Annotated in this window: 13 protein-coding genes; 2 read left to right on the top strand and 11 right to left on the bottom strand. The window is 70.0% G+C overall.

Going from position 1 to position 15175, the window contains the following annotated elements:
- Positions 1-16: 16 nt before the first annotated feature.
- Genes Q9R27_RS02635 through Q9R27_RS02625 form a run of 3 tightly spaced genes read right to left on the bottom strand, consistent with a single transcriptional unit; the run spans position 17 to position 4352 of the window.
- On the bottom strand, positions 17-2017 hold the full coding sequence (locus Q9R27_RS02635; RefSeq protein WP_397219637.1) for an ABC transporter ATP-binding protein: 2001 nt from the start codon (positions 2015-2017) through the stop codon (positions 17-19).
- The gene (locus tag Q9R27_RS02630; RefSeq protein WP_311250764.1) at positions 2014-3744 is read right to left on the bottom strand and encodes an ABC transporter ATP-binding protein; all 1731 of its coding nucleotides are present in this window, start codon (positions 3742-3744) and stop codon (positions 2014-2016) included. Before Q9R27_RS02630 ends, Q9R27_RS02635 begins: the two co-directional genes overlap by 4 nt.
- Positions 3744-4352 (bottom strand): helix-turn-helix domain-containing protein, encoded by a 609-nt coding sequence (locus Q9R27_RS02625; RefSeq protein ID WP_311250763.1) that lies wholly within the window; start codon positions 4350-4352, stop codon positions 3744-3746. Before Q9R27_RS02625 ends, Q9R27_RS02630 begins: the two co-directional genes overlap by 1 nt.
- Positions 4353-4465: 113 nt before the next feature.
- Between Q9R27_RS02625 and Q9R27_RS02620 the strand changes: the two genes are divergently transcribed.
- The gene (locus tag Q9R27_RS02620) at positions 4466-5113 is read left to right on the top strand and encodes a response regulator transcription factor (protein WP_311250762.1); all 648 of its coding nucleotides are present in this window, start codon (positions 4466-4468) and stop codon (positions 5111-5113) included.
- 67 nt (positions 5114-5180) lie between these two features.
- On the opposite strand, the gene Q9R27_RS02615 is transcribed toward Q9R27_RS02620, so the two are convergent.
- The 8 genes from Q9R27_RS02615 to Q9R27_RS02580 form a co-directional block, all read right to left on the bottom strand.
- The gene (locus Q9R27_RS02615; protein WP_311250761.1) at positions 5181-7211 is read right to left on the bottom strand and encodes a methyl-accepting chemotaxis protein; all 2031 of its coding nucleotides are present in this window, start codon (positions 7209-7211) and stop codon (positions 5181-5183) included.
- Entirely contained in the window at positions 7208-7672 is a 465-nt protein-coding gene (locus Q9R27_RS02610; protein WP_311250760.1) for a chemotaxis protein CheW, read from the bottom strand. The genes Q9R27_RS02615 and Q9R27_RS02610 overlap by 4 nt, the downstream gene beginning before the upstream one ends.
- On the bottom strand, positions 7669-10089 hold the full coding sequence (locus Q9R27_RS02605; RefSeq protein ID WP_311250759.1) for a chemotaxis protein CheA: 2421 nt from the start codon (positions 10087-10089) through the stop codon (positions 7669-7671). Before Q9R27_RS02605 ends, Q9R27_RS02610 begins: the two co-directional genes overlap by 4 nt.
- Positions 10090-10361: 272 nt before the next feature.
- Entirely contained in the window at positions 10362-10595 is a 234-nt protein-coding gene (gene csrA, locus Q9R27_RS02600; protein ID WP_311250758.1) for a carbon storage regulator CsrA, read from the bottom strand.
- A 160-nt stretch (positions 10596-10755) separates the two neighbouring features.
- Entirely contained in the window at positions 10756-11244 is a 489-nt protein-coding gene (gene fliW / locus Q9R27_RS02595; RefSeq protein WP_311250757.1) for a flagellar assembly protein FliW, read from the bottom strand.
- Positions 11241-12131, bottom strand: a complete 891-nt coding sequence (gene flgL, locus Q9R27_RS02590; protein WP_311250756.1) for a flagellar hook-associated protein FlgL — start codon at positions 12129-12131, stop codon at positions 11241-11243. Before flgL ends, fliW begins: the two co-directional genes overlap by 4 nt.
- A complete protein-coding gene (gene flgK / locus Q9R27_RS02585) occupies positions 12131-13519 on the bottom strand; it encodes a flagellar hook-associated protein FlgK (RefSeq protein WP_311250755.1) in 1389 nt (462 codons plus the stop codon). The genes flgL and flgK overlap by 1 nt, the downstream gene beginning before the upstream one ends.
- A 2-nt stretch (positions 13520-13521) precedes the next feature.
- Complete coding sequence (locus Q9R27_RS02580; protein ID WP_311250754.1) at positions 13522-14001, bottom strand: flagellar protein FlgN; 480 nt, start codon at positions 13999-14001, stop codon at positions 13522-13524.
- Between the two features lie 272 nt (positions 14002-14273).
- Here Q9R27_RS02580 and Q9R27_RS02575 point away from each other — a divergent pair, with 272 nt between their 5' ends.
- Positions 14274-15125: a FliA/WhiG family RNA polymerase sigma factor gene (locus tag Q9R27_RS02575; RefSeq protein ID WP_311250753.1), complete on the top strand. Its 852-nt coding sequence runs from the start codon at positions 14274-14276 to the stop codon at positions 15123-15125.
- Positions 15126-15175 lie beyond the last annotated feature (50 nt).

Below are 15175 nucleotides of genomic sequence, written 5' to 3'. Positions count from 1 at the left end.
GCGCGCAGCAGCGGACCTACGCCTCCATCGGCGCCGCGAACTGCGAGCGATACAGCCGCGCATAGGCGCCGCCGGCAGCGACCAGTTCGTCGTGGGTGCCCTGCTCGACGATCGCGCCCTCCTCCATCACCAGGATCAGGTCCGCATCGCGGATCGTGGAGAGCCGGTGCGCGATCACGAACGACGTGCGGTCGCTGCGCAATGCCCCCATCGCCTGCTGCAGGAGCAACTCGGTGCGGGTGTCGACCGACGACGTCGCCTCGTCCAGGATGAGCAGCGCCGGATTCGCCACGAACGCCCGGGCAATGGTGATCAGTTGTCGCTCGCCGGCGCTGATGTTGCCGCCGTCCTCGTCGATCACCGTGTCATAGCCGTCGGGCAGCGAGTGCACGAAGCGGTCCACGAAGCTGGCCCGGGCCGCCTCGAGGATCTCCTCCTCGCTGGCGTCGAGGCGCCCATAGGCGATGTTGTCGCGGATCGTGCCCTCGAAGAGCCAGGCGTCCTGGAGCACCATCCCGATCTGCTGGCGCAGCGCGGCCCGCGACATCGCGGAGATGTCCACCCCGTCCAGGGTGATCCGGCCGGCGTCGACCTCATAGAAGCGCATCACCAGGTTGACCAGCGTGGTCTTGCCGGCACCGGTCGGCCCGACGATCGCGACGGTCTGGCCCGGCCGCGCGACCAGGTCCAGGCCAGTGATCAACGGCTGGTCCGGGTGGTAGGAGAACGAGACGTCCTCGAAGACGACCTCGCCGTGGCGCTCCGCCAGCGGTGCGGGTGGCGCGTTGCCCTCAAGGCGCTGCTCGTCAGCGTCAAGGAGTTCGAAGACCCGCTCCGCGCTGGCCACCCCCGACTGCAGCAGGTTCATCATCGAGGCCACCGCGGTCAGCGGCTGGGTGAACTGGCGGGTGTACTGGATGAACGCCTGCACCTCGCCGAGGCTCAGCGACCCATTCGCCACCCGTACGCCGCCGACCACGGCGATCACGACGTAGTTCAGGTTCCCGATGAACATCATCACCGGCATGATCAGCCCGCTGATGAACTGCGCCCTGAACGACGCCTCGTAGAGCTGCTCGTTCTCCTCGGCGAAGATCCGTTCCGACTCCGGCTGGCGACCGAAGACCTTGACCAACGCGTGGCCGGAGAAGGTCTCCTCGATGTGGGCGTTGAGCTTGCCCGTACGCCGCCACTGGGCGATGAACTGCGTCTGCGAGCGCTTCATGATCGCCGCCGTGGCGAGCATCGAGACCGGCACGCTCACCAGCGCGATCAGCGCGAGCAGCGGCGAGATCCAGAACATCATCGCGAGCACGGCGACCACCGTCAGCAACGAGCTGAGCAACTGGCTCATCGTCTGCTGCAGGGTCTGGCTGATGTTGTCGATGTCATTGGTGACCCGGGAGAGGAGCTCGCCGCGCGGCTGGGCGTCGAAGTATTCCAGCGGCAGCTCGTTGACCTTGGTCTCGACGTCGGAGCGCATGTCGCGCACCGTTCCCTGCACCACGTCGTTGAGCAGGAACCCCTGGATGAACGAGAGCAGCGAGGAAGCGACGTACAGGCCGAGCACGACCAGGAGCACCGAGGCGACCGCCGAGAAGTCCACGCCCACACCGGGGACGAAGTCCATCGCGGCGAGCATGTCGGCCAGTCGGTCATCGCCCGAGGCCCGTACGCCGGCGATCACCTGCTCCTTGGAGCTGGCCCCGTCGAACTCGTTGCCGAAGAGCCCGGCGAAGATCAGGTCCGTGGCATGGCCGAGGATCCGGGGGCCGAGTGCGGTCAGCACCACTGCACCGACGGCAAGGACGGCCACCGCGATCGCCTTGACCCGGTAGGGCGCCATCCGCCGGACCAGGCGCTTCGCGGACGGGCCGAAGGTCATCGCCTTCTGCCCCACCATGCCGCCACCCATCGGCCCGCGACCGGGCCCGGGGCCGGCCGACTGGATCCGCTCGGTCTCCTTCAGCCGCGCCCCGCCCTTGCCGGCCGTGCCCTGCGCTTCCTGCCCGCTCACGCTGCTTCCTCCGCGGTCAATTGGGACTCGACGATCTCCTGGTACGTCGCACACCCGGCCAGCAGTTCGTCGTGCGTGCCGCGCCCCACGATCTCGCCGTCCTCGAGGACCAGGATCAGGTCCGCGTCGCGGATCGTGGAGACCCGCTGCGCCACCACCAGCACGCAGGCGTCCCGGGTCGCCGGGGCCAGTGCCGCGCGGAGCCGGGCATCGGTGGCCAGGTCGAGGGCGGAGAACGAGTCGTCGAAGAGATAGATCCGGGGGCGGCGTACGACGGCGCGCGCGATGGCGAGCCGCTGGCGCTGACCCCCGGAGAAGTTCCCCCCGCCCTGGGCCACCGGACTCTCCAGCCCGTCGGCAAGCGCCCGGACGAACCCGTCCGCCTGGGCGATCTCCAGCGCCCGCCACATCTCGTCCTCGGTGGCATCGGGCTTGCCGTAGCGCAGGTTCTCCGCGATGGTGCCGGTGAAGAGGAAGGCCCTCTGTGGCACCAGCCCGATCCGCGACCACATCGCCTCCTCGTCGTGGGCACGGACATCGACACCGTCGATGCGCACCGTGCCGGCCGTGGCGTCGAAGAGCCTGGGCACCAGGTTGACCAGCGTCGACTTCCCGGACCCGGTGGAGCCGATCACCGCCACCGTCTGACCGGACCCAGCCTCGAAGGTGATGTCGCGCAGCACCGGCTGCTCCGCACCGGGGTAGGTGAACTCCACCCCCTCGAACCGAAGCATGCCGACCGGCTCGGGCCGCGCCCCGTCCTCGGCGAGCACGACACTGCTGTCGGTGTCGAGCACCTCGGCGATCCGATCGGCGCAGACCGCCGAGCGCGGGATCATCATCAGCATGAACATGCCCATCATCACCGACATCATGATCTGCATCAGATAGCTCAGGAACGCGGTCAGTGCACCGACCTCCATGTGGCCGTCGTCCACCCGGTGGCCACCGAACCAGAGCACCGCCACACTGGCCACGTTCACCACCAGCATCACCAGCGGGAACATGGTCGCCATCCAGCGCCCGGCCCGGATCGAGACGTCGGTGAGGTCGTCGTTGGCCCGGGCGAAGCGCTGCACCTCGTGCGGTTCGCGGACGAAGGCACGGACCACGCGGATGCCGGTGATCTGCTCGCGCAGCACCCGGTTGACGCCGTCGATGCGCTCCTGGACGAGGCGGAAGTTCGGCACCATCCGCGACACCACCACGCCGACAACGACGAAGAGTGCCGGGATCATCACGGCCAACAACCAGGAGAGCCCCAGGTCCTCGCGCATCGCCATCAGGATCCCGCCGACCATCATGATCGGCACGGCGACGGCCATGGTGCAGGTCATCAGGGCGAGCATCTGCACCTGTTGTACGTCGTTGGTGCTGCGGGTGATCAGTGACGGCGCTCCGAACTGGGTGACCTCGCGCCCGGAGAAGGTGCCGACCCGCGCGAAGACGGCGGCGCGCAAGTCGCGTCCGAACGCCATCGCGGCGCGGGCGGAGAACCAGACGGCGACCACCGAGCAGGCGATCTGGAGCAGCGAGACACCGAGCATGATCGCACCGGTGCGGATGATGTAGTCGACGTCGCCCACCGCGATGCCGTCGTCGATGATGTCGGCGTTCAGGCTGGGCAGGAAAAGCATCGCCACGGTGCTGGTGAACTGCAGCACGACGACGATCGCGATCCACGCCTTGTACGGCGCCAGGTAGGTGCGCAGGATCCGGAGCAGCATCAGGCATCTCCCGCCTTGAGGTCCGCATGATCGCCGAGCATCACGCCGCCGACGATGATGTCGGCGATCTGATCCGCACTCAGGTCGGTCTCCGTCTCCATGCCGGGATGGCGGGAGCCGAAGACCAGTGACCGGAGCACGGCCGCGGCGGTGGCCGGCGGGACGCGCAACCGGTCGGCGTACGGCGCGAAGAGGTCGGTGAGCATTGCGAGCAGCTCGCGGTTGGCCCGGACCAGGAAGTCGGGTGGATCCTCGTCGCCCGTGGCGGGGCGGCCCTGTTTGAGCAGATAGCCGCGCACCGCGAACATCACCATCATCGCGCGCTGCATCTGCACGGTGAGCGCTTGGGAAGCCAGACGAACCCGCTCGCGCAGGTCATCGGTCGCGGCGAGCATCGCCTCGAACTCCTCGCGCCCGTGCGCCGGGTGGATCGCCTCCTCGGCGACGGCCAGCATCAGCTCGGTCTTGTCGGCGAAGGCACGGAAGATGGTGCCCTCGGCGATGCCGGCCGCCTCGGCGATCAGCCGGGTGCTCACGTCACCCCCGTGCTCGATCACCAGGGGGACGACGGCATCGAGGATCGCCTGGCGACGGTCGGCTGGGGTCATCGGTCTGGCTCGTCGAGTCACAGGAGACGACTGTAAATGAGTGAGCACTCACTCACAAGTGGTTTTTCTGGAAACCACCGCGCCGGAGTCCCCTCGTGCGCGAGGATGAGCCCATGAGTGCGCCACCGATCCGGGTCTTCCTGCTCGACGACCACGAGATCGTCCGCCGCGGCGTACGGGGCCTGCTCGAGGCGGAGGGTGACATCGTCGTCGTCGGCGAGGCCGGGCGTGCCAGCGGCGCCGCCGAGCAGATCCTGGCGCTGGCGCCCGACGTGGCCGTGCTGGATGCGCGCCTGCCGGACGGATCCGGGATCGAGGTCTGCCGCGAGGTCCGCTCGGCCGACCCCGCGATCCGGGCCCTGGTGCTCACCAGCCATGACGACGACGAGGCGATGTACGCCGCGATCCTGGCCGGGGCGGCTGGCTACGTGCTCAAGCAGATCGAGGGGTCCTCGCTGGTCAGCGGGATCCGCCTGGTCGCCCGCGGGCACTCCCTGATCGATGCCGCGGGCGCGCAACGCCTGGTGCATCGTGGGCCGGCGAGCCCCGCCGCAGCGGGCCTGGAGCGGCTCACCGAGCGGGAACGCGACGTCCTCGCCGCCCTCGCCGATGGCCTGACCAACCGCCAGATCGCCGAGCGGCTGCACCTGGCCGAGAAGACCGTGAAGAACCATGTCACCCGGTTGCTGGCCAAGTTGGGTGTCGCACACCGGACCCAGGCCGCGCTCTATGCCGACCGGAGCCGTTCGACGCCAGCCTGAGCCACACGCGACGTGGTGCCCGCCGCCCGGCGGTGAGGGCCGCCGGGCGACGGAGGTCAACAGGGGTTCAGACCTCGAACTGTCCGACCAGCTGGCGCAACTCCGCAGCAATCCCGGCCAGGCCGGTCGCGGAGGCCAGTGTGTTCTGCGCGCCCTGGCTGGTGTCGTCGGCAGCGCGGGCCACCTGGGTGACGTCCTCGGCGATGCCGTTGGCGCCGGTGGCCGCCTCGGTCACGCTGCGGGCGATCTCGTTGGTGGTGGCGGTCTGCTCCTCGACCGCGGAGGCGATCGAGGCCTGGATGTCGTTGATCCGCCCGATCACCTCGGAGATCTCCGCGATCGCCGCGACCGCGCCCTCGGTGTCGCCCTGGATCGCGACGATCTTCTGGCTGATGTCCTCGGTGGCGCGGGCGGTCTCCTTGGCCAGTTCCTTGACCTCGTTGGCGACCACGGCAAAACCCTTGCCGGCGTCGCCGGCCCGGGCCGCCTCGATGGTGGCGTTGAGGGCGAGCAGATTGGTCTGCTGGGCGATCGAGGTGATCACCTTGATCACCTGTCCGATCTCGGCACTGGACTCACCCAGCGAGGTGACGGTCTCCTGCGCGGAGCTGGCCACCTGCACAGCGCTGGTCGCAACGGTGGCGGCATCGGTGGCGTTCTTGGCGATCTCGCGGATGCTCGCGGTCATCTCCTCGGCCGCGCTGGCCACGGTCTGGATGCTGGCCGAGACCTGGACCGAGGCGCTGGAGGCGCTGCCGGCGCGCTCGGAGGTGGAGGCAGCCCCCTCCCCCATGCCCTGGGAGAGGATGGTGAGCTGCTCGGAGGAGACGGCGAGCGAGTCCGCCGTACGTCCGATCTCGTCCATGCTGCGGCGCAGCTTGCCCAGCAGCGACCCGAGGCCCGCGGCGAGCTGGCCGATGGCGTCCTCACCCGAGACCGGCACCTGGCGGGTCAGGTCACCGGCCTCGGCGGCCCGGACCACCTCCAGGACCAGGTCGACCTTGCGGGCCAGTTCGGCCGATGCCGCCCGGTCGGCGGACTCCCGCTCGATCCGCTCCACCGCCGCGGAGACGAGTCGCCCCACGTTGCGCAGCGCCTCGAGCCGCTGCTCGGAGGGCTCGAGCGTCTCGGTGGCGAAGAAATCCATCGTCGCGATCACCCGGTCATCGACGATGATCGGGAAGCAGACCCCGGACCTGACCCCGACGCGCTGGGCGACCGGCGCCCGCACGCAGTCGGTGACCTGGCCGATGTCGGGGGTGAAGACGAGTTCCCGCGCGGCCCAGGTGCGGCCGGACAGGCCCACGCCCTCGGGGAAGGAGGCGGCCAGGGTGACCTCGCGGAACTCGGGTCCGGCGTCTCCGGACTCGAGGCTGAAGCACAGCTCCTGGCTCTCCACATCGACGGTCCAGTAGGAGCCGTAGGCCCAGCCGAACTCGTCGCGGACGGTGTCCAGGGCGACCTGGACGGCCCGCTCGACGCTGGTCGCCGCGGAGAGACCGGTGAGCACCTTGTTGACGGCGGCCGTGTCGGCGGCGGCCTCGTTGCGCTCACGCTCGGCGCGGGACCGTTCCTCGTCGGCGACCACGCGGTCGGTGACGCCGACCCAGGAGACCATTGCTCCGGTGAAGGTGCCGTTGTCGCGCACCGCGCTGATCACCAGGTCGGCAGTCTCTCCACCGACCTGCACCTCGGTCGCGTACGGCAGTTGGTCCGGCACGTCCCAGAACGAGGCGAGCACGTCCGGGTCGGTCCCGAGCAAGGTGAAGAACGGCGTGATGTCGGCGCCGACCAGCTCGTCGACCGACACCGGCAGGAAGGCTTCCAGGGGGCGCAGCTTCTCCACGGCCTTGTCGTTGGCATAACGGATCCGCTTGTCCACGTCGACCAGGAAGACCCGGGCGGCGAGGCCGTCGAGCACCGAGCGCACCTGGGAGAAGGGGTCACCGTGCGGAGCGGCCTTCTCGACACTCCCATTGACCAGGCTGGCCCGGTCGGCCGTGGCCCGGCCAGCGGTCGCGGTGGACTCCCCACGCTCGGTGAGCTCTTCGTCGGATCCGGCGCCCAGGACGCTGGGCGCGATCTCGAGGTCGGTCATGGGGTGCCTCCGGGGGTGGGCGTTGCGGGCGGGACGTCGACCGCGCGGTCGGGGTCGAGGATGAGGAGCAGGGAGCCGGAGAGGGCGATGACGCCCTTCACGGCATGCTGGATGGTGGGCGGCACCGTGCCGGGCACGGGCTCAAGCGAGCGGTCGCCGGTGTCGATGACGTCGCCGATGTCGTCGACCAGGAGGCTGATTACCTCGCCGTGGTTGCGCACGATCACGTTCATCGCCGGCACGTCGTCCTCGCGCGGTGGCAGGCCGAGCCGGCTGCGCAGGTCGAGGGCGGTGACGATCTGGCCGCGCAGGTTGATCAGACCGTGGATCGCGGCCGTCGAGCGTGGCACCGGGGTCATCTCCTGGTGGCGCAGCACCTCCTGCACGTGGTCCACCTCGACGCCGAAGTCGAGGCCGGCGACGGTGAAGGTGCAGAACTGGGACTCGAGCGTCGTGGTCATCGCGCACCTGCCAGTTCGACGACGGCGGCCAGGTCGACCAGGTCGGTGACCCGGTCCTGCACCACGGCCGAGCCCAGGACGCCCTCGCGGCGACCGACGTCGCTGCGGACCAGTTCGGTCTCGACCACGTCGAGCACCTGGTCGATCACGATGCCCACCCGGTGGGCTCCCAGTTCGTGGACGATCACGTTCACCTTGCTCCGCTCGCCGGGTGTGTCGACCAGGCCGATCGCCGGGGCGAGGCGGACCAGCGGCAGGATGCCATCGCGATATTGCACGACCTCCCCGGCTCCGGAGTGCTCCAGTTGGGCGATGTCGAACTCCTCGAGCCGGGAGACGTCCACCAGGGGCATCGCTGCACGGCGACCGGAGGCGATCTCCATCACCAGCAGCGCCGTACGGTCCGTGGAGGCTGCCTGCCTGGCCGTTTCCTCGGCGGCCGTCGCGGCCAGGTTCCGGTGCTGCGCGAGCCCGGGTACGTCGAGGATCAGCGCCACCCGGCCGTCGCCCATGATGGTGGCGCCGGCGTAGAGGTCGAGCCCCTTCAGCAGTCGTCCGATCGGCTTGACCACGATCTCCTGGGTGTCCTGTACGTCGTCGACGCAGAGCCCGAAGCGGGTGTCGTCGGCCTGCACCACCACGACGGTGAGGGACGCATCGGGAGCGCGGTCCCGCCAGTCGCGGAACTCCCCTGTTCCCGTGGCCAGCGCTTCGGTGAGTGAGACCAGCGGCAGCAGGTGGCCGCGGAGCCGCATCACCGGGGCGCCGGCAAGGAACTCGACGTCGCGCTCGAGTGCGTCGCCCTCGACCTTGACCAGTTCGACCAGGTTCGACTGCGGGATCGCGTAGCGCTCGCCGTCGTGGGCGACGACCAGCGCCGGGATGATGGCCAGGGTCAGCGGGATCCGCACCCTGACCGTGGTGCCCTGCCCGACCTTGCTGACGATGTCGACCGTGCCGCCGATCCGTTCCAGGTTGGTGCGGACCACGTCCATGCCGACGCCACGGCCGGACACGTTGGTGACCGCTTCCGCGGTCGAGAAGCCGGGGCGGAAGACCAGGTTGACCAATTCGCGGGGATCCATCCGGGCCGCGGCGTCCGCGGTGATCACTCCTCGTGCAATGGCCACCTCGGCAACTCGGGCAGGGTCAATGCCCTTGCCGTCGTCGGTGATCTCGATGACCACCTGGCCGCTCTCGTGGCTGGCCTGGAGCAGCAACCGTCCCTTGGGCGGACGGCCCTGGGCGATCCGCTCGGCGGGCGGCTGGATGCCGTGGTCGAGAGAGTTGCGGACCAGGTGGGTCAGCGGGTCCCTGAGTGCTTCGAGCAGGGAGCGGTCGAGCTCGGTCTCGTGACCCTCCATCTGCAGCTCCACCTCGCGGCCGAGCTGGCTGGCGAGGTCACGGACGATGCGCGGCATCTTCGCCCAGACCTGCCCGATCGGCTGCATCCGGGTGGCCATCACGCCCTCCTGGAGCTCGCTGACGACCAGGTCGAGGCGCTGGGCGGCGCGGCCGAGTTCGAGGTCCTCGCCGGTGTCGGTGCGTTGCAGGATCTGGTTGCGGGTGAGCACCAGCTCGCCGACGAGTTGCACGAGTGAGTCCAGCAGGCCGACGTCGACGCGCACCGAGCTCTCCGCAACGGAGCGCTTGTGTTCCTCGACCTCGGATTCCTGGGGTGCCTCGAATGCCCGGGCGGGGACGGTGGGTGCTGGCGCGGTGGGTGCTGCTGCCGGCGGGGCCGCTGCCACAGCAGGCGCCGTGGACGCGACCTGGGCCGCCGGGGCCGCCGCAGCCACTGCCGGCGCAGGGGCCGCCGGGGCCGCTGCCACGGCAGGAGCAGCCGGGGGAACCACCGGCGGCGCCGACGCTGCCACGGGGGTGGGAGTCGCCTCGGCAGCGGGAGTCGCCGTGGGCTCGGGCACCACGTCAGGCACCGGAGCCGGCTCGAGCACCGGGGTCGGCACGGGCTCGGGCGCTGTCACGGACTCGGGCACCGCGTTCACCTGCGGAGCTGGGGCAGCCTCTCCCTCCAAGGCTGCCTTCAGCTCCGCGACCACGACATCGACATCCACCTGGTCCGAGGCGTCCTGCCCGCTCTCCTCGATCACGGCCAGCAGGGCCCGGACGGTGTCGACCATCCGCAGCAGCGTCCCGGTCAGCGCAGCAGAGAGTTCCATCTCCCCGTCGCGCAGTCGGGAAAGGAGGTTCTCACCGACATGGGTCAGTGCTTCGAGGCGCCCGAAGGCGAGGAAGCCGCTGGTCCCCTTGATCGTGTGGATGGTGCGGAAGATGCTCGAGAGCAGCTCACGCGATCCCGGATCCTGCTCCAGCGCGACCAGGTCCCGGTCCAGCTGGTCGAGGTTCTCGTGGCTCTCCACGAGGAACTCGGCGATGATCTCGGCGTCGTCGTCCATGCTCCCTCCCTTCCGTCACCGGTTTCATCGGCAACGAGGACGCGGAGTTGAGCAGTTCAGGCGCGCATGAGGCCGCGACTCCCCAGCGCCGAGCACCAGCACGCAGCGCCTAGCGCCAGCACGCAGCACGCAGCACGCAGCACGCAGCACGCAACGATGTCGTTCACCGTCACCAGGTGACGGCAAACGACACGACAAGGCCCTGGCCGGGCCGGCGCCCTCGCGGCCGCGCACCGGATGAACGTCGCCTGGCCGTCGTGGCCGGGCCGGCGTCAGTCCTTCTTGCGCAGCGCCTCGGCCAGGGAGGCGACTGCGGAGGCGCTCGGGGAGGCAGCCTCGCGGTTGCTGGAGGCCAGCTGCTCGATGAGTTCGGCACGCTGCACGGAGACGCTACGGGGCGCGTCGATCCCGACGCGGACCATGTCCCCACGCACCTCGAGGATCGTGATCACGACGTCGTCGCCCACGCGGACCGACTCCCCGGCCTTGCGACTCAGCACCAGCATGGGCACACGCTATCGCTTGCCTGGCCGCGGCGTACACGAACGGTGGCGTGGAGCGGCAACCGTTCCAGCGAAGAAACGTGGCGCGACACGCCGCGAACACGGCGTGTCGCGGCGATTTCTGTCCACGTACGGGTCGTCCGGTGGAGCGACACCGCCCGCCTCAGGCGACCAGCGGGGCCGCGATCGGATGCCGGTCCTCGTCCAGGATCACCTGGGCGGCACGCAAGTTGGTGGTGTTGACGACCACCGGGGCGACCAGGTTGGCGGTGGTCGAGGCGAGTGAGTCGCCGGGGGTCAGCACCAGCAGCACCAGCGCCTCCTCGGCCGAGGTGAGGCCGAGCAGGTTGGCGTCCTCGTCGTCGATGACCGGCTCATAGTCGGCGAAGAACTGCCCCGGCGTGATCACCAGGAAGCGCAGGTCCTCGTGGTCCAGGGAGCGCAGTTCGCACAGTGTGCCGTCGTCGTCGAGGCGGACCAGGGCGAACCGCTGATCACCGTCGAAGCCCGGCATCGGTCTGGCCAGTTCGAGGACCGGGATGTCCGGGACGGCGTTGTCGGCGACGTCCTTCGCGACGGGGTTCTCCGGCACGTCGATGACCTCCTGCCCGGCCGGGCCGGACGACTCGATGGAGTGGATGGCCGTCATCATCGCAGATAGTCCATCAGCGAAGTGGACAGAACGCGCGCCGACGAGGCCAGGGCCGCCTGATAGGCGACGTCGGCCAGCTTGACCTCGATCGCCACCTTGATCAGGTCGACATCCTCGAGGTCGGAGAGACGGGCGGTCAGGGTGAGTTCGGTGTCGACGGTCGCGGCGAGCACGTCCTCGATCCGCTTCTGCCGGATCCCGACATCGGTCCGTGCGTCGACCAGCGCATCGAGCCGGCCGGCCAGGGCGGTGACGCCACTGCGGATCCCGGTCCCGTCGTCCGCACGCAGGGCCGAGGCGAGCGCCGCGAGGTCGTCGAAGAGCGAGGCGCCATCGGGGCCGAAGACGGCCGGGCCCTCGCTGTCCACGCGGACCTGTACGCCGTTCCCGATGGTCCGGTTGACTGCGGCCGGGGTGCCGACGTACGCACCGGTCTCGTCGTACGCCGTGGAGCCGGCCGTGACGCCGCCGAAGATCGGGCGTCCCAGATAGGAAGTGTTAGCCTGGGTGATCAGGCCCTCCCGGATCTGCTCCACCTCGATGGCCAGTGCTTCGCGGGCGGCCGGGCTCATCGCTCCGTCGTTGGCTCCCTGCAGCGCGAGTTCGCGGGCGCGGCGGACCTGGTCGGTCATCGAGCCGAGTGTGATGTCGAGCTGCCCGAGCCATCCGGCGCCGTCGCTGGCGTTCGCGGCGTACTGCTTGTTGGCCGCGGCCTCCGCACGGACCCGCATCGCCAGGATCGCGTCGGTGGGCGAGTCGGAGGGGCGCGAGAGGCGGCGCCCGGTGGACATCTGCTCCTGCAGCGAGGCGCTGCGCGAGGAGTTCATCTCGATGGCGGCCAGCGACTGGCGCATCATCATCGACTGGGTCACACGTCCGATGGCCATCAGCGCACCAGTCCGGTCCGGTTGATCAGCGTGTCGAGGACGGAGTCCATCACCGTCATCACCCGCGAGGCGGCCTCATAGGCGCGCTGGGCAGCGAGCAGGTTGACCATCTCCTCGTCGACACTGACGCCGGAGAGTGACTCGCGGCTGTTGTCGACCTGCTGGGTGAGCACGCGCTGGTTCTCCGCGAGCCGGTGCACCGAGGAGACCTCGGTGCCGAAGACCCCCACCAGTCGCTGGTAGGAGCCCTCGATCCCCGAGGCGAGGGAGAGCCGATCGGCATTGCTGCCGTCCAGTCCCCCGCCGGGGATCGCCGCGGCGGCCACCTGGGCGCCGTCGGTGATCGCGACCGCCAGGCTGGCCACCACGTCGGGCGGGGTGTAGGAGAAGAGTGCCTGGCCGGGGTTGCCGGCCTGGTCGAAGCCGGCCTGGTGCGCCGCGTTCATCTCGTCGGCGAACTCCTGGGCGACGGCGTCCAGGCCCGCGCGGTAGGACGGCAGCGTCGTGGTGAGCAGCTCGGCCAGGGCGCCCAGTTCGCCGCTGGTGCCGGTCAGCGGGGTGGTCCCGGTGGCGTCGACGACCGCGAGCGTGACGGCGCCGCTGCCGGTGCCGTCGGGGTTCACCCCGGTGGTGGCCTCGACCGTGGCGGCCCGGTTGCCAGTGACCAGGGCGACGCCGCCGATGCTGATGTCCATGCCGCCGTCGGGGCGCAGGGCACCCGTGGCACCGGTCAGCTCGGAGAGGCGCATCGCGATCCGGTCACGCTGGTCGAGCAGGGTGGCGGGGTCGATGCCGTTGCCGCGGGCCTCGGCGATCGACTGGTTGGTGCGGGCCAGGTCGGAGGCCAGGGTGTTGACCTCGCCGAGGCCGACCAGGACCTTGCCGCGCAGGGCCTCCTCCTCGGTGGCCACGTTGCGGTGTTGCAGGGCGAAGGAGTCGACCAGCGCGCCGGCCGCGCTGAGCACCTGGTTGCGCGCTGCCTCGTTGCCGGGGTTGTTGGAGAGGTTCTGCCAGGCGGCCCGATATTCGGCCAGGGCGGCGGCGACGCCGTTCGGGCCGGGCTCACCGATGCCGGCCTCGACCCGGTCCAGCGACGCGGCGCGGGTGTCCAGGTAGGTCTGGTTGCCGTGCTCCTTGCGTGCCCGTACGTCGAGGAACTGGTCGGCTATCCGGTTGATCCCGGCCACCTGTACGCCGTCCCCGACGCCGCTGCCGCGCGACCACAGCGCCGGCACGTCCTGGGTGGACATCGAGGCCGCCACCGCGCTGCGGCGTACGTAGCCCTCGGTGCCGACGTTGGCCAGGTTGTTGCTGGCCACGTCCATCGCCACCTGGCTGTAGCGCAGGCCGCTCAGTGCGGTGTTGAAGGAGGCCATGGTGCCCGCCATCGTCACAGGCTCCTGTCCACGAAGGTGCTGCGTGCGGCGGCGCTGACCTTGGAGCCATCGTGGCCGTAGCCCTCGATGCCGTCGCTCTCCAGATCGAGCAGCGCCTCGCGGGCGGCGCGGTAGCCAACCGTGATCAGTTCCCGGTTGGTGGCGGCCAGGGCACTGATGTCGCGGGTGATCGCAGTGAATGCCTCTCGGTGCTCGAGCAGGATGGTCTGCCACGGCTCGTCGACGGCCTCGGCCAGTGCGCGGAGGCTGGTGTTGTGCTCCAGGCCGACGGCGGCGGCTGCCTCGTCGGAGGCGATGGCGCGGAGCACCTCGGTCTCGCGCAGCGCGGTGAGGATCTTCTCCACGTCCTCGGCGGCCCGGGCGAGCCAGCGGGTTCGGCCCGAGGAGAGGACGAGTTGTTCGAGTTCGAGCCGGTAGAGCAGGGACTCCAGGAGTTCCCGCTCCCGCCACAGGATCGAGGACAGCTTCTCCATTCCGCTGCCTCCTCTCCTGGTGCGTGGGCCCCGGACGGTGTCGGCCGGGGTGCGGGCATGGACCTGCACTGGGGGTTCCATCGGCAGCGCGGGCGTCGGCCTGAGGGTTTTCTCCGGGGGCGTTCGGCCAGCGCCGGTCACCGGTCGGGCCAAGCCAATCGGATGACCCACCCGGAGGGGGTACCGGGACCAAGGTCCCTACTTCTCCTCCGACCGGCCAGTTCCGTCCGATTCTCCTCCCGCTGCGCGTGATCGCGGGACAAGGTTGCGCCATGGACACCACGACACACGGTGTTTCGATCTCGGCGGATCACCTCATCACGAGCACCATGCCCCTGGTCGGACACATCGTCCGGGAGACGATGGGACGCGTTCCCGGCCACGTCGACCGCGACGACCTCACCTCTGCCGGCCTGACCGCCCTGGTCCAGGCTGCACGCGCTTTCGAGGCCGGTCGCGGTGTCCCGTTCGCCCGCTATGCAGCGACCCGGATCCGCGGCGCGATCCTGGACGAGTTGCGCAGCATCGACTGGGCGTCGCGCTCGGTACGCCGTCGTGCCCGCTCCATCGACGAGGCGCGCAACCGCCTCGCCGCCGACCTGGGCCGGGTGCCGACCAACGAAGAGGTCGCCTCGCTGCTCGGGGTGGACCTCGACGAGGTGACCGCCAACGAGGACGACCTGCAGCGCGCCTCGGTGCTCTCCCTGCAGGCGGGCTCGGAGTCGACGCTGGACGAGCTGATCACCAGCCACGAGCCCGACCCGGCGCACGAGGTGGAGCACAAGGAGCAGTTGACCTATCTGGTCGAGGCGATCGCCGAGCTGCCCGAGCGGCTGCGGACCGTGGTCCAGGACTACTTCCTGGTGGAGCGGCCGATGGCCGAGATCGCCGAGGAACTGGGCGTCTCGGAGTCCCGGGTCTCGCAGCTGCGTGCCGAGGCTCTGGTGTTGCTGCGCGAGGCGATCAACCGCCAGCTGAACCCGGACCTGGCCGTCCCCCACGCCCGGCCCAACGGCGCGGCAGCCCGGCGCCGGGAGGCGTACTTCTCCGCGGTCGCCGAGCGCCACGCGGCCTCGCTGCGCCGGCCGCTGGCGCCGGTGCACCAGATCAACGCATCCGCCTGAAAATCTTCGTCCGGATCCCTCAGATGGGTTCCGGACCTGCCGAATGAAAG

It is taken from the genome of Nocardioides sp. AE5 (assembly GCF_031844485.1).
Taxonomy (GTDB): Bacteria; Actinomycetota; Actinomycetes; order Propionibacteriales; family Nocardioidaceae; genus Nocardioides.
The sequence above is the reverse complement of the archived record's forward strand: the minus strand, read 5'-3'. Positions and strand labels throughout refer to the sequence as shown.

Bases quoted from the DNA above. Each gene is read 5' to 3' on its own strand.
- Q9R27_RS02610 (WP_311250760.1), bottom strand. From the start codon at position 7,672: ATGACCACGACGCTCGAGTCCCAGTTCTGCACCTTCACCGTCGCCGGC.
- Q9R27_RS02615 (WP_311250761.1), bottom strand. From the start codon at position 7,211: ATGACCGACCTCGAGATCGCGCCCAGCGTCCTGGGCGCCGGATCCGAC.
- Q9R27_RS02575 (WP_311250753.1), top strand. From the start codon at position 14,274: ATGGACACCACGACACACGGTGTTTCGATCTCGGCGGATCACCTCATC.
- flgK (WP_311250755.1), bottom strand. From the start codon at position 13,519: ATGGCGGGCACCATGGCCTCCTTCAACACCGCACTGAGCGGCCTGCGC.
- flgL (WP_311250756.1), bottom strand. From the start codon at position 12,131: ATGGCCATCGGACGTGTGACCCAGTCGATGATGATGCGCCAGTCGCTG.
- Q9R27_RS02620 (WP_311250762.1), top strand. From the start codon at position 4,466: ATGAGTGCGCCACCGATCCGGGTCTTCCTGCTCGACGACCACGAGATC.
- Q9R27_RS02580 (WP_311250754.1), bottom strand. From the start codon at position 14,001: ATGGAGAAGCTGTCCTCGATCCTGTGGCGGGAGCGGGAACTCCTGGAG.
- Q9R27_RS02630 (WP_311250764.1), bottom strand. From the start codon at position 3,744: ATGCTGCTCCGGATCCTGCGCACCTACCTGGCGCCGTACAAGGCGTGG.
- csrA (WP_311250758.1), bottom strand. From the start codon at position 10,595: ATGCTGGTGCTGAGTCGCAAGGCCGGGGAGTCGGTCCGCGTGGGCGAC.
- Q9R27_RS02605 (WP_311250759.1), bottom strand. From the start codon at position 10,089: ATGGACGACGACGCCGAGATCATCGCCGAGTTCCTCGTGGAGAGCCAC.
- fliW (WP_311250757.1), bottom strand. From the start codon at position 11,244: ATGATGACGGCCATCCACTCCATCGAGTCGTCCGGCCCGGCCGGGCAG.
- Q9R27_RS02625 (WP_311250763.1), bottom strand. From the start codon at position 4,352: ATGACCCCAGCCGACCGTCGCCAGGCGATCCTCGATGCCGTCGTCCCC.